17 protein-coding genes are annotated in these 21,586 nt (G+C 46.3%); 14 read left to right on the top strand and 3 right to left on the bottom strand.

Features of this window, described 5'->3' with window-relative positions; all coding sequences use genetic code 11:
- The first annotated feature begins 247 nt into the window (after window positions 1-247).
- The 14 genes from ssb1 to zur all read left to right on the top strand — a co-directional run bounded on the left by ssb1 (window position 248) and on the right by zur (window position 19,824).
- Window positions 248-775 (top strand): single-stranded DNA-binding protein SSB1, encoded by a 528-nt coding sequence (gene ssb1, locus AB4J89_RS08560; RefSeq protein ID WP_088494417.1) that lies wholly within the window; start codon window positions 248-250, stop codon window positions 773-775.
- Window positions 776-994: 219 nt separating this feature from the next.
- Entirely contained in the window at window positions 995-2,176 is a 1,182-nt protein-coding gene (locus AB4J89_RS08555; RefSeq protein ID WP_368468922.1) for a tyrosine-type recombinase/integrase, read from the top strand.
- Window positions 2,173-3,756 carry a tyrosine-type recombinase/integrase gene (locus tag AB4J89_RS08550; RefSeq protein ID WP_368468920.1) on the top strand — a complete coding sequence of 528 codons (1,584 nt, stop codon included), beginning with the start codon at window positions 2,173-2,175 and terminating at the stop codon, window positions 3,754-3,756. Before AB4J89_RS08555 ends, AB4J89_RS08550 begins: the two co-directional genes overlap by 4 nt.
- Window positions 3,749-5,758 (top strand): integrase, encoded by a 2,010-nt coding sequence (locus AB4J89_RS08545; RefSeq protein WP_368468918.1) that lies wholly within the window; start codon window positions 3,749-3,751, stop codon window positions 5,756-5,758. Before AB4J89_RS08550 ends, AB4J89_RS08545 begins: the two co-directional genes overlap by 8 nt.
- Entirely contained in the window at window positions 5,751-6,227 is a 477-nt protein-coding gene (locus AB4J89_RS08540; RefSeq protein WP_196556265.1) for a protein kinase, read from the top strand. The genes AB4J89_RS08545 and AB4J89_RS08540 overlap by 8 nt, the downstream gene beginning before the upstream one ends.
- A 60-nt stretch (window positions 6,228-6,287) precedes the next feature.
- Complete coding sequence (locus AB4J89_RS08535; protein WP_196556264.1) at window positions 6,288-7,430, top strand: helix-turn-helix domain-containing protein; 1,143 nt, start codon at window positions 6,288-6,290, stop codon at window positions 7,428-7,430.
- Window positions 7,430-7,981 carry a DNA-binding protein gene (locus AB4J89_RS08530; RefSeq protein WP_196556263.1) on the top strand — a complete coding sequence of 184 codons (552 nt, stop codon included), beginning with the start codon at window positions 7,430-7,432 and terminating at the stop codon, window positions 7,979-7,981. Before AB4J89_RS08535 ends, AB4J89_RS08530 begins: the two co-directional genes overlap by 1 nt.
- A gap of 97 nt (window positions 7,982-8,078) precedes the next feature.
- On the top strand, window positions 8,079-8,303 hold the full coding sequence (locus tag AB4J89_RS08525; RefSeq protein WP_001283160.1) for a helix-turn-helix domain-containing protein: 225 nt from the start codon (window positions 8,079-8,081) through the stop codon (window positions 8,301-8,303).
- A 12-nt stretch (window positions 8,304-8,315) separates the two neighbouring features.
- The gene (locus tag AB4J89_RS08520; RefSeq protein ID WP_368468915.1) at window positions 8,316-10,469 is read left to right on the top strand and encodes an N-6 DNA methylase; all 2,154 of its coding nucleotides are present in this window, start codon (window positions 8,316-8,318) and stop codon (window positions 10,467-10,469) included.
- Window positions 10,466-11,668, top strand: a complete 1,203-nt coding sequence (locus AB4J89_RS08515) for a restriction endonuclease subunit S (RefSeq protein ID WP_368468913.1) — start codon at window positions 10,466-10,468, stop codon at window positions 11,666-11,668. Before AB4J89_RS08520 ends, AB4J89_RS08515 begins: the two co-directional genes overlap by 4 nt.
- A gap of 14 nt (window positions 11,669-11,682) precedes the next feature.
- On the top strand, window positions 11,683-13,782 hold the full coding sequence (locus AB4J89_RS08510) for a RecQ family ATP-dependent DNA helicase (protein ID WP_368468911.1): 2,100 nt from the start codon (window positions 11,683-11,685) through the stop codon (window positions 13,780-13,782).
- The gene (locus AB4J89_RS08505) at window positions 13,779-15,170 is read left to right on the top strand and encodes a DNA-processing protein DprA (RefSeq protein ID WP_196556259.1); all 1,392 of its coding nucleotides are present in this window, start codon (window positions 13,779-13,781) and stop codon (window positions 15,168-15,170) included. Before AB4J89_RS08510 ends, AB4J89_RS08505 begins: the two co-directional genes overlap by 4 nt.
- A 12-nt stretch (window positions 15,171-15,182) precedes the next feature.
- A complete protein-coding gene (locus AB4J89_RS08500) occupies window positions 15,183-18,425 on the top strand; it encodes a type I restriction endonuclease subunit R (RefSeq protein WP_368468909.1) in 3,243 nt (1,080 codons plus the stop codon).
- Window positions 18,426-19,293: 868 nt separating this feature from the next.
- The gene (zur, locus tag AB4J89_RS08495) at window positions 19,294-19,824 is read left to right on the top strand and encodes a zinc uptake transcriptional repressor Zur (protein ID WP_088494416.1); all 531 of its coding nucleotides are present in this window, start codon (window positions 19,294-19,296) and stop codon (window positions 19,822-19,824) included.
- 144 nt (window positions 19,825-19,968) lie between these two features.
- Here zur and AB4J89_RS08490 read toward each other — a convergent pair whose 3' ends face one another.
- From AB4J89_RS08490 to AB4J89_RS08480, 3 genes are all read right to left on the bottom strand, one after another.
- A complete protein-coding gene (locus AB4J89_RS08490; RefSeq protein WP_109408449.1) occupies window positions 19,969-20,205 on the bottom strand; it encodes a type II toxin-antitoxin system RelB/DinJ family antitoxin in 237 nt (78 codons plus the stop codon).
- A 160-nt stretch (window positions 20,206-20,365) separates the two neighbouring features.
- A complete protein-coding gene (gene lexA / locus AB4J89_RS08485) occupies window positions 20,366-20,977 on the bottom strand; it encodes a transcriptional repressor LexA (RefSeq protein WP_072070935.1) in 612 nt (203 codons plus the stop codon).
- A gap of 127 nt (window positions 20,978-21,104) precedes the next feature.
- Window positions 21,105-21,476, bottom strand: a complete 372-nt coding sequence (locus AB4J89_RS08480) for a diacylglycerol kinase (RefSeq protein ID WP_006536373.1) — start codon at window positions 21,474-21,476, stop codon at window positions 21,105-21,107.
- Window positions 21,477-21,586: the final 110 nt, after the last annotated feature.

The raw sequence follows: 21,586 nt of genomic DNA, 5'->3' as shown, positions 1-21,586 counted from the left end.
TATCCCGGATTGAGAGAGTCGCCGAAAAAGAAAGAATCGGATAATTATGACACAAAGTTAACTGAATGGATATACAGTATATATAGTGAAATTGAATGGTGATGTAACTCTGTCATTTTGAGACAGAAAAATTTCGACAATGTTCACAATTGAGAAATTCATCACACGTCATATTCAAATTTTAGCGTACGTGATAAACTTATTCGCTTATGATTTCAAAAAATTTACTTTCGCAGGAGTACCTCACATGGCGAGCAGAGGCGTAAACAAAGTTATTCTTATCGGTAATTTAGGGCAGGATCCAGAAATCCGTTATATGCCAAGTGGCGGTGCAGTTGCCAACTTAACACTGGCAACATCAGAAAGCTGGCGCGATAAACAAACCGGTGAAATGAAAGAAAAAACCGAGTGGCACCGTGTGGTAATTTTCGGCAAATTAGCTGAAATTGCAGGCGAATATCTGCGTAAAGGTTCACAAGTGTATATCGAAGGTCAATTACAAACACGTAAATGGCAAGACCAAAGTGGTCAAGACAGATATAGCACTGAAGTTGTCGTTAACATCGGTGGCTCAATGCAGATGTTAGGTGGCCGTGGTGGTCAAGATGGCGCACCTTCTCAAGGCGGTCAAGGCGGTTGGGGTCAACCACAACAGCCACAAGCATCACAACAATTTAGCGGTGGTGCACAATCTCGCCCAGCACAACAACCTGCTGCGGCACCAGCGCCAAATAATGAACCACCAATGGATTTTGATGACGATATCCCGTTCTGAATGATATAAAGAAATTATTGTTAAGTAGCTTTTGAATTTGTTTATTTAGCTAATTGTTTTTTAAGTAAACGAGTGGAATGAAAAGCCCTTTGAGTGTGTAAACATTTAAAGGGCTTTTTTGTTTTCCTCAGCTTTGTTGTTATATAAAATCGTATAAATAATAATCTTGTAAAGATAGAGTTTCGTAGCTATTCTTATTTTGTAAATAAGGGTGGTGTAATGAAAATAGAGCTAATCACACACGAAACGGGCGAACAGATACCAATGATGCTGGATGATTCTGGTATGCCAGTTGTCTTACCTAATGAGTTTATTCTTGCCAGACGCTCACTCAGTACAAATACATTGGTTCGGAATTTGAGAGAGTTGTCAGTGCTCTATCATTGGCTGGATAAATCAAATTGTGACTTGCCTGCGAAATTGCTGGCTCAGAACTCATTCAACGAAGCAGAATTAAAAGGTAGTTTGGTCGAAGCGTTAAGAATCGATCAAGCAAATGGGCGTATAAGTGCAGTAGCGCCTAATACCTTCAATCAACGGTTAACAACTATCCGACAATTTTTCAGTTGGTGCATGGACGTTCTGACTAGTCAGCTGCCCCTATCTTCCTTAGACTATGAGCGTTTAAGGGAGCGAAAGTCATTTTTGCTTAAAATGCTTGATGGTAGCTTTATGTCTGCCACACCAATAAAAAAGAGTTTTCGAAAGGGCCTAAACGAGACAGAAGTTGATTTCTTGTTTGCGGTATTGAACCCCGATGCTGAGCAGGGTTATGGGCAAGATTCTGCTGTAAAATTTAGAAATTATGTATCTGTTGGGCTGATGCTATTTTGTGGTTTAAGGCCAGGTGAGCTGCTTAGCCTCAGGGTAGAAGATGTCCAGGTTGGTGCGATTTCGGCGATAAAGGTTGAACGTAGGCCAGCGGACCCACTAGATGTAAGACGACCGAGACCTCAAATAAAGCGCAATGGCCGAGTCATTCCGATTGAGAATAGGCAGCTTGCATTTGCTTTGAATGAGTACATTGTTACTTGGCGTGAAGTGCTTGAAAGTAAAAGCCAAGAGGAATCAGACTATTTAATCTTGAGTGATAAGGGTTCGCCTTTGTCTCAATCTTCAATTACACAGTTCTTTCAATTGTTGCGCTCGCAATACACTGACCATCTTCCTGAAAACTTAACGGCCAAGTCTCTAAGGCATGCATTCTCATCCCGGCTTGAACGGGTGTTACGTGTTTCAGGAATGGATGAGCAGCGCAGAAGAGAAGCCCTAGCCTTGCTTCGTGGCGATAGTAGTTTGGATTCACAAGATACTTACATAGCTCAGGAAGTGGAGGAGCAGGCAATCAAGTCACTGAAGCGATACCAGGCTGAAATAATGTCAGGGAGGATGCCGGAGTGAACACTAAATTATTGAAACTACAGGCCGTCGAGTGGCCTTGGCCTGAAATAGAGAAACTAATTACCCGTGAAGGAAAGGAAGTTGATATATCCGGTGATACTTGGAGATTGCCGTATTCTGCGAGGGATAATTCAACTCTGAATTTCACAAAGATAATTAACTCCGGAATCAGAGACGCGTTCAAAGAGCATGTTGCCGACCGACTCAAACGAATATCTACCCATGCGGGTTATGCTGCGTATCAGGATGTTTGGAGAGAAGTTCTGAGACATTGGGGGAACGCAGTATTTCAAGTTGATACAGAGTCGCACTTAATTGGTCTGTTTGAAACGGCTATCAATCGCGCCCGCTCACGAAAAAGGTTGTGGGCAATGTACAGGCCCATACAGTGGTACATTTGGAGTGCGGACAACAAGCCAGAATGTGGCTTTTCGGAAATTTATGCGCAAGAACTTGAGGCATTAGAGTTGCCAGGAAATCCGAAAGGTGAGGCTGTTCGGATGGAAGATCCTGAAAGTGGTCCTCTGCACAAGTCTCTTGAGCTACCTCTGTTAATCAATGCACTTAAATCGGATGAGGGGCGATCATTAGAGTATTTGCAACAGAGGGTTGTGGTTGCTCTCTCAATAGCATTTGGACGTAACCCAGCTAACTTAACTTTTCTGCGTGAGTCTGATTTTGAATGTCTGGCTCCTAGAAGTGAGGACCCCTGCTACATAATTCACATGCCGAGAATTAAAAAGCGATTTGTAAATCCGAGAGACGATCTTTTGGATGAATATCTCGATCCGCATTTTGGTGCCATGATTGAGCAGCTGATAGAAATCAGTAAGTTGGTACCGCTGAGCTTTGCAGATAGGACCTTTTTGAATCCGGAAGAGCGACCATTGCTTATTAACAGGAATGGAAACAAATCGGCCATTTTATCCAAAGACATTGATAACGTATTTAATCTGACAAGCAGCGATATAGCACGTTTGCTTAGTGCGTTCGTAAAACGTCACAACATTATCTCGCCGCTTACTGGCGAGTTAATGCGCGTTACGCCAAGGCGGTTGCGCTATACCTTGGCAACTGGTTTAGCAGCTGAGGGAATCAGTAAGCGTGAGCTGGCCAGAATTCTGGATCATACCGATACCCAGCACGTGAATGTCTATTTTGAGATGGCTGGTAGAATAGTTGAGCACCTAGACAAAGCAACCGAGAAAGGCTTCTCGAAGTACCTTAATTTTTTCAAAGGCAGGCTAATCGATAGTGATGAAGATGCCGTCAATGGTGAGCGAGATGACAAGCACCTAACGTTTGTAGATGATCAAAACCCTGCCGATCAAGCAGATATTGGTGTATGTGGTGAATCCAGTGTCTGCCATCTTGATCCCCCTTACTCATGTTATTTGTGCCCCAAGTTTCAGCCATATCGTCATGCCGATCATGAGCATGTCTTGGAGTGCCTGCTGGCCGGTCGCAAAGAGCGTTTAAAAAAGTACGAGAATGCGCGATTAGGCATACAGCTTGACGAGGTGATCGCTGCGGTCGCACAAGTGGCCAAACTCTGTGAGGAAGGGGGTCGCAATGTCTGATGGTCGCTCTAATCGTAAGGCCAAGGTCATCCCTTTCCTCGATCGTCTGGAGTGTGACAGGAATGAAAACCTAAAATCTTTAATCGACAAAGCAAAGCTAATGAAGCTTGAAGGGTTCGAGTCGGTTGTTTGGGATGACCCCGAGTGGCAAGTCAATGCAGGGCGCCTAATCAAGTTGACTGGTAAAAACACGGAATCAGCTTCTTTTGGTTTTTCGCTGTCACCGAGGCTGGGTTCTGAGCCACTAGTCGGTTGCTGGGAACTGGTTGCCAAAGCGTTGTTTGTTCTCAGGTTCCACAGAAAACATCAATCAGCACCGAATCAGCGCAATTTCATAACCACGCTTGGATATGTCTCATTTGCAGCTAAACAGTTAGGGCAGGAGTTAGTTGGGCTTACGCCAGAGGCTCTGGATAATGCGTCCGGTTTAATCTCAAAACACTACAGTGAAACCACCGCCTACAACCTTCACAAACATGTTGCAGAGTTCGCAGCGCATTGTGATTCGAATGGTCTATGTCGGGTTTTATTGCAGTACAAATACGCTAGGATGAGGCGGCCAGCGAGCACGGGAGGGATAAATCACAAAAGGTTGGATGATCCAGAGATTCTGGAGACGAAGTCGGACAAGCTTGTCGATTCCGCTGTGTTTCGAGTCATTGGTGAACTCTACTTAAACGTTCCCCAAGATCATAAGTATCGCTTCTATATTCTGATGTTGACGCTACTTGCTTGCACAGGCAGACGATTCAGTGAGGTTTCACTATTACCCAATCAGCAGCTGTCTCTTGATGAAGAGGGTAACGCCTATATCGAATACTTCCCGCGAAAGGCAAGTCGTGGTGACGTTTTCACACCTAAGCGTAGACTTTATTTGCCGTCAGAAGTGACCCCCATCGTTGGTGATGTGCTCGTTGAGTTAGCGGAAATTACATTTGAAGCGCGTTTAACAGCGGAAGAAATTCACAAAGTTGGTGAGCCTGATCTAAGGTTTCTGGATGGCATACCTGAAGATAAAAAGCTCTACGCGGCTGATTTAACTGAATTGGGGATAAGTCATACTGTTTTGAGCACAACTGGCTGGCTCAGGAAGCAAAACCTCGTTTGGCCAGATCATAGCGCATTAACCAAGCAGGGAATTAAGCCTGCAAACCCCATTTTTTACACTTACAAAAGTGGATTGGTTGAATACTGTTTCCGTGATTTCTCGGGAGCATATTTATCGGCTCTTCATACGGACCAATTTGGTAAAGAATACTACCTAAAAGATCTTTTATTCATTCGTTCTCTTGGACTTTCCAGCGGAAGCTACGCTCATTGGCTGGCCACAAGTTGTAGCCAGTCCATGTTTACTACATTTCTCCGCTATTTCCCTGCGCTCGCCGCCGAATACGCCTCCAGCAGTATCGAGGTAGACTTCACCAGTCATCACTTCCGCCATACGCTCAATACTCTGCTTGATGAGGGCGGGTTAAGTGACCTGCTGCAAACTGAATGGTTTGGTCGAACGAACCCAAGAGACACCAAAGCCTATCAGCATACATCCCGTGAAAAACGAGCACTGATGCTCCGTGAAGACATCAAAAAAGGTTTGGTTGGAGGTCAGTTAGCTGAGCAAATCAAAGTGGTTCCGGTAGAAGTACAGGATGCCATTCTGAAAGCACGAATTCAGGCCGTACATGATGTCGGTACAGGTATCTGCATCCACAATTTCTCTCAAACCCCCTGCGAGCGCCATTTGCAGTGTTCGGCGGACTGTAAAGACTACGTGTGGGCTAAGGATGATAAGGGTCGTCTGGACGAACAAAAACGCCAATATGCGCTTACTGCTCTAGCCCGAAAAAAAGCTGAACAGCAGTTGGATAGCACTAAGCCAAAAAAGAGTGCTGACTGGCTGGCACACAACGATAAAAAACTGAAAACACTGGCTGCCCAACTGGCCGACAACGGGGTGGAGCACTTTGATCCCGAACAATATTTACACGAGGTAGAGCATGGTTAAGCGCTTCAGACGCATGTCCGACAGTGACATCAATACAATCGTTGCCGATTTGGATCGCTGGGCGTTGGGTGAGCTTGGATCAAAACTCACCTGGGCTGTGCTAGAAGAGCGCTTTGGCTTTAGTCGCCAGTCGCTCCAAGCTAAATCTGAGATCAAGGCCGCCTATGACAACGCCAAGCGAGCATTGTCGGGCGGATTGGTGAAAACCAAAGAGCAGGCCACTAAAGAGGCCGAAGAGCTTCAGGTAGAGGTAGATCGCCTCAAAGCGGAGCTAGATGCCTACAAGCGAAAAGAAGAGCTATGGCTGCGCCGCTGGCAGCAAATCGCCTTTCATGTGCGGCAGAAAGGGATACAGATGGCTAGCGTTGATAAGGCCCCACCAGAAGGGGCTGAGCTGCCCTCAAACACTGAAACCGCGCAGATACTCCGGCCGTTTGATAAGGAAGTTCCACCTTCAGGGAGGGTTTAGTAGGCACTAGTCTGGAGATTTTAAACTTGACAAAACTTGACTGCGGCATATACTTCGCGCATGCAAAAAAGACTAAATACAGATAAAGCACAGCAGGCGATCGATAAGGCAGGGTTAACCCAAACTGCCGTCGCGGATGCTCTAGGCGTAACCAAAGAAGCCGTTTCCCAGTGGCTTTTGCACAAGTCTTTTCCCCGACCTAACAAGCTACTTCAGTTAGGCAAGTTGTTAAATCTCTCTTTTGATGATTTGGTCATCAAGGAAGATCCGCACGCCCCGAAAGTGGCATTCCGCAAAATGCGCGGTACCAAAACCAAGGATTACCATATCGAAAAAGCGCAAGAGATTGGTCGCTTTTTGCGTCACCTCGTGCCCTATTTGCCGTTTGACACCTTTGAAATGCCGCCGGTACTCAAGTCGCCGAGCTGTGATTATGACTATCTTCGAACGGTAACAGCAAAAGTCAGAGAAGATATTAATCTTGGCCCGGTGGAGTGTGTGGATTTCACGCATTTGATTCGCCGCTTCAGCGAACTACAGGCCGTTGTGGTCCCAGTTATGTGGGGAGCAAAGCAGCGTCATGAAAATGCAGTACACATACACCTTCCTGACTCGGGCAGCACATGGGTATACCTGAATCTGGATACCAATACCCATGACTTCAAGTTCTGGATGGCACATGAGTTGGGGCACTGTCTTTCGCCAAGCCTTGAGGGTGATGACGCGGAAGACTTCGCCGATGCTTTTGCCGCGAGCTTGCTTTACCCTCATGAATTAGCGGAGCAGGCCTACGAAGTGTTGGTTAAAAAGCCGTCGACTGCTGCAAAGATCAATACGTTAAAGCAGATGGCAGAGCAGCAGGTAATTTCCCCAAATACTATCCTTCAGCAAGTTAACAAGTACGCAAAGCGGCTTGATAGAGCTGAAATTATAATGGGTAATTCCTTCTTTGGTGCGGTAACCAAATTTAACCAGCAATTCCTAAATATCAGCGAAGCCCTGTTCGGTGATAATGAGCTGGACGAATACGGCAAGCCAAGCGCGCGCGACTACATCGAAAAAGTAGAAGGCGCTTTCGAAACTCCTTTCTTCGATATGCTTCGACAATATCTGAAAGAGCACGATAAAGGGCCGGGTTATGTTCAAACTGTGCTGGATATGCCACTCCTCGATGCACGGAGTATCCACGCAGAGTTGACCTGATGCCGCAATCGAAAATCCTCGTTGATACCAACGCCTACCTAAGGTTGGCCAAAACCGTACGCCCCTTACTGTTTGTGCCCTTTGGTGACAACGAGTATTGCCTGTACATTCTGCCTGAACTCAATGAAGAGCTGGCGGGTAGGAAGCTGCAAAGTAAGTTCCCTTGGGTAGATGACGAGGAATTCGCCGAGAATCGCAAACACTTCCCCCAAATCGGCAAAAAACAAAAGAAGTCCATTCAGCAAACCTTCGAATACGTGTGGGATCATGTGCAAACCGAGTTGCCGGGTCCGTTCAAGGTGGATACTTGGTATGTCGCCTATGCATTGGAGTTGGGTGTACCGGTGGTGACGGACGATCAGGATATGACTGATTTGGCCAAAGCCTTCGATGCGCAGGTCATGCCAACCTTAGAGCTGCTCAAAATCATGCTGGACTGTGGCCATACAGACATGAAGACCATCAATGGCCTGGTTGAGTACTGGAAGTACTTTGCAGACATGCCTGCCAACTTCAAGCCCGACTACCAGCGCCTGTTTGGTGATCAATAAGCCTGAAAGCTTTTCTTACTTGATCTCCCTCCCAGATCCTATATATTGACAGTCTTGTACTTTTTCGACACCTCCGACATAGCTGAGATACCTCGTCATGAGTGACCCCATATTGACCATCAAAGACGTGGCCGATTACCTCAAGGTGAATGAACGGACCATATACCGGTTGGCTGCAAGCAGCGAATTACCGGGCTTTAAAGTGGGTAACTCCTGGCGATTCAAACAGAGCGAGCTGGAGCAATACATCGCCGCCCAGCACAACCGCGCCGGTGTCAGCGAAGCAATGAAATCACCAAACAGTAAATCAGAAGATAACTAGGAATCCGGCCCCATGGCACAACTGGAAAACATCGAAGCAATTGAAAAACGCCTGTGGAAATCGGCTGATACCCTACGCGCCAACTCCGAGCTGGCCAGTAACGAATACTTTTTGCCGGTGATGGGGCTGATCTTTCTGCGCCATGCCTACAGCCGCTATCTGGCGGTGAAAGACGAGATTGTCGCAAACCTGCCCAGCCGTGGCGGTAAAACCCGCGAGCTTACAAAAGAAGATTTCTCTAAAAAGAGCGCCATCTATCTCAAGCCAGAAGCACAGTTCGACTACCTCATTGCTCTGACGGATGCTGATAATCGCGCCGAAGCCATTATTCATGCCATGGACTCCATCGAGGCCGATTACACCAACCTGCGCAATCAACTACCAAAACAGGAATACAACAACATTCCCAATGATGTATTAGGTATGTTGCTGCGTACGCTCAACCCAGAAGAGCTTAAAAAAGCCACGGGTGATATCTTTGGCCGTATTTACGAATATTTTCTCACCCAGTTTGCCGATCAAGGTGCGCACGATGGTGGTGAATTTTTCACGCCGGTATCGTTAGTGCAGTTGATTGTGAATGTGTTGGAGCCAGATCACGGCAAAATTTTTGACCCGGCTTGCGGTTCCGGAGGCATGTTTGTACAAAGCGCCCACTTTATGGAGCGTCACGCGCAAGACCCGCATGAACTCACCTTTTACGGCCACGAGAAAAACCGCGTTACAACCCGCTTAGCTAAAATGAACCTGGCCGTACATGGACTCGAAGGCAATGTAGAAGGTGGTGAAGCCGCCATTACCTACTATAACGATCCCCACGAAGGCCTGTTCGGTACAGTCGATTACGTAATGGCCAACCCGCCCTTCAACGTGGATGAAGTCGACGCCGATAAAATCAAAGGCGATAAACGACGCCTGCCGTTCGGCTTGCCGGGGGTTAACAAAAACAAAAAAGTCAGCAACGCTAACTATCTGTGGATTCAATACTTCTATAGCTACCTGAACGACACAGGCCGGGCGGGCTTTGTTATGTCATCCCAGGCTTCCAGTGCTGGGCGGGACGAAGCGAAGGTGCGCGAGCAGTTGGTCAAAACCGGTCATGTGGACATCATGGTCGATATTCGCGGTAACTTTTTCTATACCCGCACCGTGCCCTGCCAGTTGTGGTTTCTGAATAAAAACAAGCCCGCGCACCTGAAAGACAAGGTGTTAATGCTGGATGCCCGCAACGTCTACCGCAAAGTCACCCGCAAGATTTACGACTTCAGCCCAGAGCAGCAACAGAACCTGACTGCCGTGGTCTGGCTATACCGTGGCGAAGGCGAGCGTTTTGTTGAATTAGTTAAACACTACATCGACAAGTCGATTTTTGAGGCTCATAACTGTGAAAAGCAGGGTGAAAAATCTGAAGAGTTAGCCTGCGAGCCAATACCAGACTTTATCACTCAGTTGGGAAAATTCGGCCAAGCCTTTCAACCCTTTATGGACAAACTGGAGCAGGGCGGCGTTAGTGTTGAGCCTTATGTCGATTTTCTGAATGCCAAAGGCTCGGTCGAAGGCGGTTGGTCCGCGTTTCAAATCCTGACCAACGACCTGCAGAAATGGTGGAACGAATACGACTATAACGATGCTGCCAGCCTGCTGGACTTCATCGATAAAGATACCTGCCTAAAAGACCTGGCCGAACAAAGCCGCAACCTGATTAAAGAAATCGACCTGGCTTATAAGTTGGCAACCCGCGTGATTGAACTGGCCGAAGCCAATGGCGCAAAAGACAGCGAACTCTGGGATAACACGCTGTTAAATGGTCGTGGCCGTAGCAATTTAAAGAAAACCGCCGATGAAGCGCGCAAGCTGGCGGTGGAACAACTCAAGCAGGTGCGTTACTTCTACAAGCAAGCCCATTGGTTATTAAGCCGCTTCCCGGAAGGTAAGCTGTGTGATGTAGAAGGCTTGGTCAAACTGGTGGACATCAAAGACATTGAAGCCGCCGACTGGAGCCTAACGCCCGGCCGCTATGTGGGTGTGGCACCGGAAGAAGTGGATGAAGACTTCGATTTTGAAGAAGCACTGCGCGATATTCATATTGAGCTACAAGGTTTAAATGCCGAAGCCGCAGAGCTGGCCGAAAAAATTGCCCGTAACTTTGAGGAGTTGGGGGTATGAGTTGGTCTGAAAAATCATTAGATCAGCTAGGGTTTGTATCCAGAGGTCGATCTAGGCACAGACCAAGAGATGCCGTTCATTTGTATGGTGGTCAGTATCCGTTTGTGCAGACAGGCGATGTTAAGCACGCGGGGCTGTATCTGACAGATTACTCTCAAACTTATAGTGAAGAAGGCCTTGCTCAAAGTAAGTTATGGCCGGTTGGTACTCTGTGTATAACGATTGCTGCAAATATTGCTGATACATCCATTCTGGCTATTGATGCCTGTTTTCCTGATAGCGTAATAGGGTTTATCCCTGATCCAGAGAAAGCAGATGCCCGTTTCGTAAAATATCTTTTTGATGCTGTATTGAAGTTGCAGTATCGACAATTCACGCAAGGAGCCGCACAGGATAATCTGAGTCAGGCAAAGCTACTGGCATTGAAATTCTTGGTGCCAGACGACGTAATAGAGCAGACGAGAATTGCCGATTTTATTGCGACCTACGACGGCCTAATCGAAAACAATCACCGCCGTATTCAGTTGCTGGAAGAATCCGCTCGCCTGCTGTATCAGGAATGGTTTGTTCACCTGCGCTTCCCCGATCATGAGCAAGTTAAAATTAACGATGGTGTGCCTGAGGGATGGTGTCAATCGTCAGTTGGCGAACTCAGTTCTTATCTGAATCGTGGAATAACACCAAAGTATGATGAAGACGGAGAATTCGTTGTAATAAATCAAAAATGTATAAGAAATCGTATTCTTTCTTTGGAGCCAGCCAGAAAACAGTCAAAAGAGTTCAGTGATGAAAAAGAGGTAAGACTTGGTGATATTTTAATTAACTCAACCGGTACGGGTACCTTAGGTCGAGTTGCTCAGGTTTGGGATATATTAGAAAAAACCAGTGTTGATACACATGTGACAATTGTTAGGCCCTCTGATGAGATTCCATACTTGTGGCTGGGTTATACATTGCTTGGCATGGAGAAGCGATTAGAGGATATGGGTGAAGGAGCTACGAATCAAAAAGAATTGAAAAGGCAATATGTATCAGCTGTGCAATTATTAAAGCCTCCACACTCTTTGATGAAACTATTTCATGAAACGGTTCTGGAAAATACTAAGCAAATTCAGAATCTAATAAAAACAAATAAATCATTGGCGGAAGCCCGCGATCTGCTACTACCCAAACTTATGAGCGGCGAGCTAACCGTGTAAATCAAGGAGTGATCATGAACCGTTCCCAAGCCCAACAATTATTACAAACCGCGCTAGCTAATCCCGCCGCTGAGTTCCGAGATGGACAGTGGGAGGCCATTGATGCACTGGTGAATCATCGGCAGAAGCTGTTAGTGGTGCAGCGAACCGGTTGGGGTAAAAGCTCGGTTTACTTTATCAGTACCAAAATTTTCCGCGATCGTGGTATGGGGCCAACCATTATCGTATCGCCTTTGCTGGCCTTGATGCGTAACCAAATTGAATCTGCTGCTCGACTTGGCATAGTCGCCGAGACGATGAATTCAACCAATACTGATGATTGGCGTTCGGTAACTCAGCGGATTCTGAATAATCAAATCGACTGCTTGTTGATTTCCCCTGAGCGCTTGGCTAACGACAATTTTATCGAAACCGTATTACAGCCCATTGCCGATCGCATCGCCCTGATGGTGATTGATGAAGCGCACTGTATTTCCGATTGGGGTCATGACTTCCGCCCCGACTACCGTCGTATTGTGAATATTCTTCGCCAGTTGCCTGCCAATACGCCGGTGCTGGGCACCACCGCGACTGCCAATAATCGCGTAGTCGAAGACATTCAAACCCAGTTAGGAGATATCCAAATCCATCGTGGCCCGTTGATTCGCGAAAGCCTCGCCTTGCAAACCATGGTGTTACCGGATCAGGCATCTCGTTTAGCTTGGTTAGCGCAGGTGATACCCACGCTGCCAGGTACTGGCATTGTCTACACCCTGACGGTGCGAGATGCAGAACAGGTTGCTAAGTGGTTAAGTGCTAATGGCATAGACGCCAGGGCCTATCATGGCAGCGTTGAAGCTGAGGGTTTTGAAAACAGCAACGCCTACCGTCAACATCTGGAAGAATTGCTACTTAACAACCAATTAAAAGTATTGGTGGCCACCACGGCGTTGGGTATGGGGTACGACAAGCCGGATTTAAGCTTTGTAATCCACTATCAAGCGCCAGGCTCTATCGTTGCCTACTACCAACAGGTGGGCCGGGCTGGGCGCGGTATCGATCATGCTGTGGGCGTGCTGATGTCGGGTGTGGAAGATCAGGACATTCACGGTTTTTTTCGAGATTCGGCTTTTCCTTCAGAAGCTCACGTGAATGAGATCTTGTGGGTTCTGGAACAGAGTGATGGCTTGTCGATTCGCAGTATTGAAGAGCAAACCAACCTGCGTCATGGGCAAATAGAAAAAGTATTAAAGCTGCTGAGCGTGGAGAATCCGGCTCCTGTCATCAAAGACGGGAGTCGCTGGGTCAGAACCCCTGTTCGCTACCAGATGGATCATGCCCGAATTGCTCACTTAACCGGACAACGTGTGCAGGAATGGCAAGAGGTTCAAGCTTATCTGGAAGGTGCTGGCTGCAAAATGACCTTTCTGAGGCGTGCGCTGGATGATCTCGATCCTACGCCTTGCGGTAAATGTTCGTCTTGCCTGGGGCGGCCGGTGATCAATGAACCAGTTGATCCTGCATTGGCGCATCGCGCAGGCACCTTCCTCAAACATGCGGAAATGGTAATCGCCCCAAAAGCACAGGTGGCGGCCAATGCGTTTCTGGAATACGGCTTTCGCGGCAATCTACCCCAGCAACTTCGCGCACGGGAGGGCCGTGTTTTATCTCGCTGGGGCGATGCCGGTTGGGGGCGAACGGTTGCTGATAACAAACATGCAGGGCGTTTCAGTGATGAATTGGTCGAAGCCATGGCGGAAATGATTCTGCAGCGTTGGCAACCCAATCCTGCACCGCAGTGGGTGTGCTGCGTGCCATCGCGTAATCATTCTGAACTGGTACCTGATTTTGCTCGCCGGCTGGCTGCACGATTAGATCTACCGTTTGTGGATGCAGTTAGCAAAGTCAAAGATAACCAGCCGCAAAAATGCCAGCAGAATCGCTTCCACCAATGTCGCAATCTGGATGGTGCGTTTGCTGTGACTCAGCTTTATCAGGGGCAACCGGTTTTGTTAGTGGATGACATAGTGGATTCAGGCTGGACGCTGACGGTCATCGCAGCACTCCTACAGCAAGCAGGTAGCGGTGTGGTTTACCCCGTTGCGCTTGCTTCTTCTTCGGTAAAAGACTCATGAATGTATCCCGCTTTTCATCAGCTGATGGCTCTTTACCAGCTAACGGCTCTTTGTCGCCCATGGCGCAAGCGACCTTGCTGCTGACCAGTTACTTTTCGAAAGCCAGCAGCGAAAGCGCCAAGCCGCTTACTAACGCAGAGTGGGGGCGCTTTGCCTTATGGTTAAAAGAAAAGTCCACCACACCGGCCGACTTGTTGGTTGCCGATCCGAAAGCGTTGCTGCAAGGCTGGCATGATGTGCGTATCAGTGCCGAGCGAATCATTGAGTTGCTGAGCCGTGGTCATAGCCTCGCACTGGCCATGGAAAAATGGCAACGGGCTGGCCTCTGGGTGGTCACACGTTCTGACCCTGAATACCCAAGGCGCTTAAAACAGCGGTTAAAAACGGCTTCCCCGCCGGTGTTGTTTGGCTGTGGTAACAAAGCCTTGTTGAATGCAGGCGGGTTGGCGGTTGTTGGCTCGCGCAATGCCAGTGAGTCTGATCTGGCTTTTACCGACCAAGTGGGTGCCAAAGCGGCTTCAGAGGGCGTTGCCATTGTCTCCGGTGGTGCGCGCGGTGTAGATGAAGCGGCAATGCTAGGGGCTATGAAACAAGGCGGTGTGGTGATCGGCGTAATGGCCGATAGCCTGCTAAAAGCAGCGACCAGCAGCAAGTGGCGTAAAGGTCTGATGGATGGCCATGCAGTGCTGGTATCGCCTTTCTACCCCGAGGCGGGGTTTAGTGCGGGTAATGCCATGGCTCGTAATAAATATATCTACTGTCTGGCAGACAGCTCTCTGGTGATTCACTCCGGTAAAAAAGGTGGCACGCTCAACGGAGCAGAAGAAAATCTGAAAAAGGGATGGGTGCCGCTGTGGGTTAAACACACGACGGACAAGGATGCCGCCAATGCCGATTTGGTCACCAAAGGTGGCCGTTGGCTGGAGGCTGATAATACTCAAGCCTTCAAGATTGCGGAATTAATGTGCAATGAAAGGGGGCGTGTAAATCAGGTGAAAGAACAAATGGGCGATCTCTTTTCCATGCCTGCACAGCCCGAATTGTTTGCCGAGACTGAGTCTAATCCTGAGCCAGAAGCTGGGCCTAAAGAAGACGTTATCCAGTCAGTACGCGAGATACTCGTTAGCGAAGGCCAGACAGAGATTGAGGCTGTTCCAGAGCAGGCCACCGAAAGCGAAGCTGCCCCATCAAGCCCTGTCGATTTCTATCAGATGTTCATCTCCGAACTTCAACACTTGGCTGAAAAGCCAGTAACCGTTGATGCGCTGATTGAAAGCACACAGCTTCATAAGTCTCAGTTAACTGAGTGGCTGAAACGTGCTGTTGATGACGGGGTAGTGAAGAAGCTCAATCGCCCTGTACGTTTTCAAGTCAAGAACAAGAAATAGAAGGATTTGCTCATGGCCATGACAGAAGAAACCCTGGTTCAGGAAGTCACTGCAGACTACTTGCTGAATCAGTTGCAGTGGGATGAATCTATCCTGGGCATGTATGAAAAGCTGGGCAAGGAGGGTGATTTAGGGCGGCTTTCAGAGCAAGAAGTCGTGTTAACCCGCTATTTGGGCGAGAAACTGATAGAGCTCAACCCTGGCTTGCCGGATATCGCCTACCAAGAGGCGCTGCGCGTGGTTTGTGAGATGCCAGCATCCACCAATATTGTTGCGGTGAACAAGGAAAAGTATTCGCTGCACAAAAATGGTGTTGAAGTCAGTTTCTATAACGAAAAAGGCGAGCGGGTAAAGAAGCGACTTCGTCTGTTTGACTTCGATAATTACGAAAACAATCACTTCTTGCTGGTCAGAGAGTTTTGGATTAAAGGCGATATTTATCGTCGCAGGGCAGACCTTGTAGGTTTTGTGAACGGCATCCCCCTGTTGTTTATGGAAGTGAAAAGCGTTCATAAGGACATTCGTGCTGCCTACGAACAGAATCTTGCCGACTACAAAGATACGGTACCGCACCTCTTTTACCACAATGCCTTCATTATTCTGGGCAATGGCATTGATGCCAAGATCGGCTCGGTCTCCAGCAAATTTGAACATTTTAATGACTGGAAACGTTTGAACGAAAGTGAGCCTGGTGTGGTGGATATGGAAACCTTGTTGAAAGGTACCTGCTCCAAAGCCAATCTCATGAACATTTTTGAGAACTTCACTCTGTTTGACCAGAGCTCGGGCCGCCTGGTAAAGATTATTGCCCGCAATCACCAATATCTTGGTGTCAGCCGTGCCATTGATGCCGTGATTAATCGTGGCGAGCGGATGGGTAAGTTGGGAGTTTTCTGGCACACTCAGGGGTCTGGCAAGTCTTATTCGATTGTATTTTTCGCTCAGATGGTGCATCGAAAACTGGGTGGGAACTATACCTTTGTGGTGCTGACTGACCGAGAAGATCTCGATACACAGATTTATAAAACCTTTGCAGGCTGTGGCTTGGTCGACAACGATAAAGACCCGTGCCGCGCCGATAGTGGTAAAGACCTGAAAGAGCTGTTCGGCCAGCAAAAGGCGTTTGTATTTACCTTGATTCAAAAATTTAACGAAAAAGTCGACCCTAAAAAGCCTTATTCCGAGCGCGACGACATTATCGTCATCACCGACGAAGCTCACCGCACGCAATATGGCACCTTGTCGTTAAACATGCGCAACGCCTTGCCCAATGCCAGTTTTATCGGCTTCACCGGAACTCCATTATTTAAAGATGATGAGATAACCAAGAAGGTTTTTGGTGATTACATCTCTACCTATGACTTTCAGCGGGCTGTCGAGGATAAAGCGACAGTGCCCTTGTACTACGATGCCCGTGGTGAAGAATTGGTATTTACCGATGAAGATGGCAACGAGCATACGGTTGCGGACCCCAAAGGCATCAATGAGCGCATAGCGGAAAAGCTGGATGAGTTGGAAATTGAGGATGTAGACGTTCAGCAAAGGTTGGAGCGAGAGCTGAAGCGTGATTATCACATTATCACTGCAACCAGCCGACTGGATCAGATAGCACGTGACTTTGTGGCTCATTATGCCAACGCTTGGGAAACCGGCAAGGCGATGTTTGTGTGCCTCGACAAGATCACTTGTGTACGGATGCACAAATTGATCGATTTTTACTGGCAACAGGAAATTAAAACCAAAGAAAAAGCACTTTTGTCGGCTACGGATGAGCAGGATCTAGCTTGGCGAGAGCGGCAATTGGCGTGGATGAAAGAAACGCTGATGGCGGTTGTGGTCAGTGAAGAGCAAGGTGAAGTCGCCAAGTTTGAAAAATGGGGGCTGGATATCAAGCCTCACCGCCAGTTGCTTAAAGCAGGATTTGAACTGGCTGATGGCTCTCGAGTGGACATGGAAGAAGCCTTTAAATCCAGCGAACACCCTTTTAGAGTCGCCGTTGTCTGTGCCATGTGGCTGACCGGATTTGATGTGCCCACACTTTCTACCCTCTATTTAGACAAGCCTTTGAAGGCGCATACGTTGATGCAAGCTATCGCCAGGGCTAACCGAGTAGCGGAAGGCAAGAATAACGGTTTGATCGTGGATTACTGCGGGATACTGAAAAACCTGCGTAAGGCATTGGCAACCTTCGCCGGTGCTGGAGACGAGGGTCATGGCGGAGGTGAGGGCGAAAATGAACCCGCCAAGCCCAATGAAGAGTTGTTGGAAAGTCTGAACGAGTCGATCAGTTTTGTTGCTGAGTTTTTACGAAAGCATGATTTTGAACTAAGCCGGATTATTACAGAAACAGGTTTTGCTAAAAATGCAGCGATTGCTCAAGCCAAGGAAATCATCAATCAAAATGACGAAACACGGAAACGTTTCGAGGTAATGGCACGAGAGGTATTCAATAAGTTTAAAGCCTGCATAAACGTGCCGGGCGTTAATGGTTATCGTGATTTGCGCGATGCCATCAACGTACTTTATAAGAGTTTGCAGGCAGACAAAGAAAAAGCCGACATCTCCGACATCATGAAGGAGCTGTACGAGATTGTTGACGGTAGCATCGATACCACCCATAAAGTCAAAGAACCGAAACCGGATGGTGATCGAATTTACGATATCAGCAAGATCGATTTTGAACGGCTCCGCCAGGAGTTTTCTAGATCAGAGCGAAAGAATACTACAGTGCAATCGCTCAAGCATGCAGTTGAGAAGAAGCTAGCCAGGCTCATGATGCAGAACCCGTTACGTACCGATTATCAAGAGCACTACGAAAAATTGGTTAAGGAATATAACCAGGAAAAGGATCGCGTTGTTATTGAAAAAACCTTTGAGGCACTGTTAAAACTGAATGAAGAGCTTTCTCATGAAGAGAAGCGCGCAATCAGGGAATGCTTGGACGAGGAGTCTTTGGTATTGTTTGATCTCCTTAGTAAGCCGAATTTGCAGCCAAAAGAGATTGCCAAGATCAAACAAGTCGCCACTACGTTGTTGGCAACGCTAAAGGCAGAGCGGCTGAAAGTTGCGAACTGGCAGCAGAAAGAATCGACGCGCGACGCGGTTAAGCAGCAGATATTTGATTTTCTTTATGATGAAAGAACAGGGTTACCCGTTGAGCAATATGAAGAAAATGAGATTTCAGATATCACTGAAAGGGTGTTTCTTCACATATATCGGGCGTACCCCGAACTGCCATCGCCCATTTATGGGTGAAGAATTACGCGGAGTTACGCATGGTTTGCGTAATTACGCATATGATGCATAATTGTGCGTAATTTGAGGCAACTCTATCCCAAACCTCAAATAGGCCGGTTACCTGCCGGATGGTGCCTTGGTCTAATGAGCTCTTAGCCGGTGACGGCTTGAAAGCGGGTGTAAATACCAAGGTTTGACATAGAGTTGATGGCAAGAGCGGGAAATGGATTTTATTTCGCCGAGATCTTGCTAAAATGCGATTCAATGTTCGGTAGAAACAACCAGCCTTCCAATACCCGCCTTTTTGATTTTGGGTGTTGGAGCCGCCTGAGTTGATCAGGTGCTGTCGCTGAAAGTGTCAAGATTCTATCTTTACGCTTGGCGGCTAATACTTCCACAGTACCTGCCCAGGAAGTTGACAATATTGGGCTTAACTTAACAGCTTTGGCTTTCTTTATGATAAAAGCCAATATTTTCAATGGGCTGAATGGTTTGTTTGCTGCTTTATGTGAACTACCGTTCTGATCATATTTCGGAACAATTTATCTAAAATCATCTAAAAAATTAACCCAGCTTAGGCTGGGTTTTTTGTTACTGGTTATCAGTACTTATCATCATGAAAAACCATTTCTCCATATAAAACAATCTGGTTTACATAGAATAAATTCGCTCTACACAATAAACTTTTCATGTGTTTATCTCTCTTTCTAAAGACTCATTCTTTATATTGAAAGAAAACATGTTCTTTTATCTAACAACAGATACTTTTAAAAAAGGACGTAATGCCACAGTTATTTTCATAAAACCCCACTTTACACAAAGGTTTACTCTTGAAAAATATGATAGGATCTGTGTCATTAACAACGTCTGAGAGCATCTTATCCCCATGAATGAAGAGAAATTGCTCGCTCAGGCAGAAAAGATCTGCCAGAAACGAGGTGTTCGCCTGACTTCACAACGTCTGGCAGTATTACGTCTGATTATGCAGCAACCTTCTGCTATCAGCGCATACGATTTATTGGATTTATTACGCCAAGTTGAGCCACAAGCAAAACCACCTACTGTCTATCGCGGGTTAGAGTTTTTACTTGAGCAAGGATTTATCCATAAAATAGAATCCACCAACAGCTATGTGCTTTGCCATCATTTTGATGATGTTGAACATACGTCAGTAATGCTAATTTGTGACCGCTGTTTATCTGTCACAGAAAAGAATAGCCATAAAATCGAAGATGCAATTTCATTACTAGCAAAAGAGAGTGGATTTCATTTACGACATAGTGTCATTGAAATTCATGGATTATGTTCACAGTGCCACGAAGCACAAGAGTGTACACATCCTGAAGGTTGTCATCATGATCACAGTATGGATGATAATCTTAAACAGAAAAAAACCGGCGACTATAAGCCTCGTTGAGCTTATAAAAACAAAAAGCCAGCTAAATGCTGGCTAATACATGTTGTTCTTTTGAATTCTCACTTCAGCTAATGAATAAGCTTTACTCTCTTCACGCTTACCAACAGCAATAACTAAAATCACAACTTAAGAATCAATAACTTGCTAAACCAATCGAAAACCAGATGCTCGTAATTTAATCTTATAGCAACCCGTGAGATCACCTTTTAAGCGAGCTGACGACTCTATGACAGAAACTTCTGAGAAAGGTAATTTTTCATTTTCAGAAACATAACGTAGAAATAATCTTATGGCATCTGAAGGAGACAGGTTCATTTTTTCAAATACTTGATAAGCTTCTTTTTTGAGCTCATCGTCTACTCTAACTTGTATCGTTGTCATAAGCACCTCTGTAATTAAAACACATCATATTGTAATTACATTTGTAGTGCGATGGTGTTTTTTTATACAAATCAGAAATAAAAAATGCAGATGATTTTGTGGTTTTACACATCATCTGCATCTTTTTAAAATAAGTTGTATTGACTTACTTTGGTATAAATTACAGCCATTCGCCGTTACGAATAACCCCTACGGCTAAACCTTCCACAGTAAAGCTTTGTTCGCGTAAATCGACGATAATAGGTGAAAACTCTGGGTTTTCTGCATGAAGCTCAATTTTATTACCGCTTTTCTTAAAGCGCTTTACTGTCACTTCATCTTCAATACGAGCCACAATAACTTGCCCGTTGTGAACATCTTGCGTTTTATGCACAGCAAGTAAATCGCCATCCATAATACCAATATCTTTCATCGACATACCATTAACGCGCAATAAAAAATCTGCACTTGGTTTAAATAGCATTGGGTCAACTTGATAGTGGCTTTCAATATGCTCTTGTGCTAAAAGTGGTTCACCAGCAGCGACTCGCCCAATTAATGGCAGTCCTTCTGGCTCTTCTTCCATTAGCAAACGGATACCTCTGGATGCACCAGAGATAATTTCTATCACGCCTTTACGAGCAAGAGCTTTCAAGTGCTCTTCTGCCGCATTTGGTGAGCGAAACCCAAGTTGGGAAGCTATTTCAGCCCGTGTTGGTGGCATACCCGTTTGCGAAATGTGATCACGAACCAAATCGTAAACCTGCTGCTGCCTTGCAGTTAATGCTTTCATTCCGCCCCCTGTTTGTTTATACAGTCAGACTGTGAGTATATACAGGTATATGACGATTTGAAACCTTAAATGAATATAAAACACGCATCTTTGGATTATTTTTCGACAAAAATCGAATTTTTTAACTTTATGCGAAGAAATGCCCCCAAAGAATGGTTACCCAAGTAAATAATCCCAATATAATAGCAATCAGAACGGCGGCAGAACCCATATCTTTTGCACGTCCGGATAATTCGTGGTATTCAGATCCAATTCGATCGACGACGGCTTCTATTGCACTGTTTACCAGTTCCAAGATCACAACCAATACAACGGAACCAATAAGTAAAATGCGCTCTAGACCACTGACATCGATGAAAAATGAAAGGATAATTGCAACCAAGGTCACAATTGCTTCTTGTCTAAAAGCGGCTTCATTAATCCAAGCGGCACGAATGCCTTTGTATGAATAGCCACCAGCTTTGATGATTCGGGTAAGACCTTTATTTTGATTAGCCATAATAAACTCTATCGAAAACAAACGATTATTTTGCCACTTTTCTCTATTAATATTGTCACAGCACCACAGATCTACGAAAGACTTTCTGTTATGCTTTCGAAGTATTGCTA

The sequence above is a fragment of the Proteus sp. STS61-E genome, assembly GCF_040932335.1.
In the GTDB taxonomy this organism is placed as follows: domain Bacteria; phylum Pseudomonadota; class Gammaproteobacteria; order Enterobacterales; family Enterobacteriaceae; genus Proteus; species Proteus mirabilis_B.
This window is presented reverse-complemented; position numbering and strand designations above follow the sequence as displayed.

Bases quoted from the DNA above. Each gene is read 5' to 3' on its own strand.
- AB4J89_RS08545 (WP_368468918.1), top strand. From the start codon at position 3,749: ATGTCTGATGGTCGCTCTAATCGTAAGGCCAAGGTCATCCCTTTCCTC.
- lexA (WP_072070935.1), bottom strand. From the start codon at position 20,977: ATGAAAGCATTAACTGCAAGGCAGCAGCAGGTTTACGATTTGGTTCGT.
- zur (WP_088494416.1), top strand. From the start codon at position 19,294: ATGAATGAAGAGAAATTGCTCGCTCAGGCAGAAAAGATCTGCCAGAAA.
- AB4J89_RS08480 (WP_006536373.1), bottom strand. From the start codon at position 21,476: ATGGCTAATCAAAATAAAGGTCTTACCCGAATCATCAAAGCTGGTGGC.
- AB4J89_RS08515 (WP_368468913.1), top strand. From the start codon at position 10,466: ATGAGTTGGTCTGAAAAATCATTAGATCAGCTAGGGTTTGTATCCAGA.
- AB4J89_RS08510 (WP_368468911.1), top strand. From the start codon at position 11,683: ATGAACCGTTCCCAAGCCCAACAATTATTACAAACCGCGCTAGCTAAT.
- ssb1 (WP_088494417.1), top strand. From the start codon at position 248: ATGGCGAGCAGAGGCGTAAACAAAGTTATTCTTATCGGTAATTTAGGG.
- AB4J89_RS08535 (WP_196556264.1), top strand. From the start codon at position 6,288: ATGCAAAAAAGACTAAATACAGATAAAGCACAGCAGGCGATCGATAAG.
- AB4J89_RS08525 (WP_001283160.1), top strand. From the start codon at position 8,079: ATGAGTGACCCCATATTGACCATCAAAGACGTGGCCGATTACCTCAAG.
- AB4J89_RS08500 (WP_368468909.1), top strand. From the start codon at position 15,183: ATGGCCATGACAGAAGAAACCCTGGTTCAGGAAGTCACTGCAGACTAC.
- AB4J89_RS08505 (WP_196556259.1), top strand. From the start codon at position 13,779: ATGAATGTATCCCGCTTTTCATCAGCTGATGGCTCTTTACCAGCTAAC.
- AB4J89_RS08490 (WP_109408449.1), bottom strand. From the start codon at position 20,205: ATGACAACGATACAAGTTAGAGTAGACGATGAGCTCAAAAAAGAAGCT.
- AB4J89_RS08520 (WP_368468915.1), top strand. From the start codon at position 8,316: ATGGCACAACTGGAAAACATCGAAGCAATTGAAAAACGCCTGTGGAAA.
- AB4J89_RS08530 (WP_196556263.1), top strand. From the start codon at position 7,430: ATGCCGCAATCGAAAATCCTCGTTGATACCAACGCCTACCTAAGGTTG.
- AB4J89_RS08540 (WP_196556265.1), top strand. From the start codon at position 5,751: ATGGTTAAGCGCTTCAGACGCATGTCCGACAGTGACATCAATACAATC.
- AB4J89_RS08555 (WP_368468922.1), top strand. From the start codon at position 995: ATGAAAATAGAGCTAATCACACACGAAACGGGCGAACAGATACCAATG.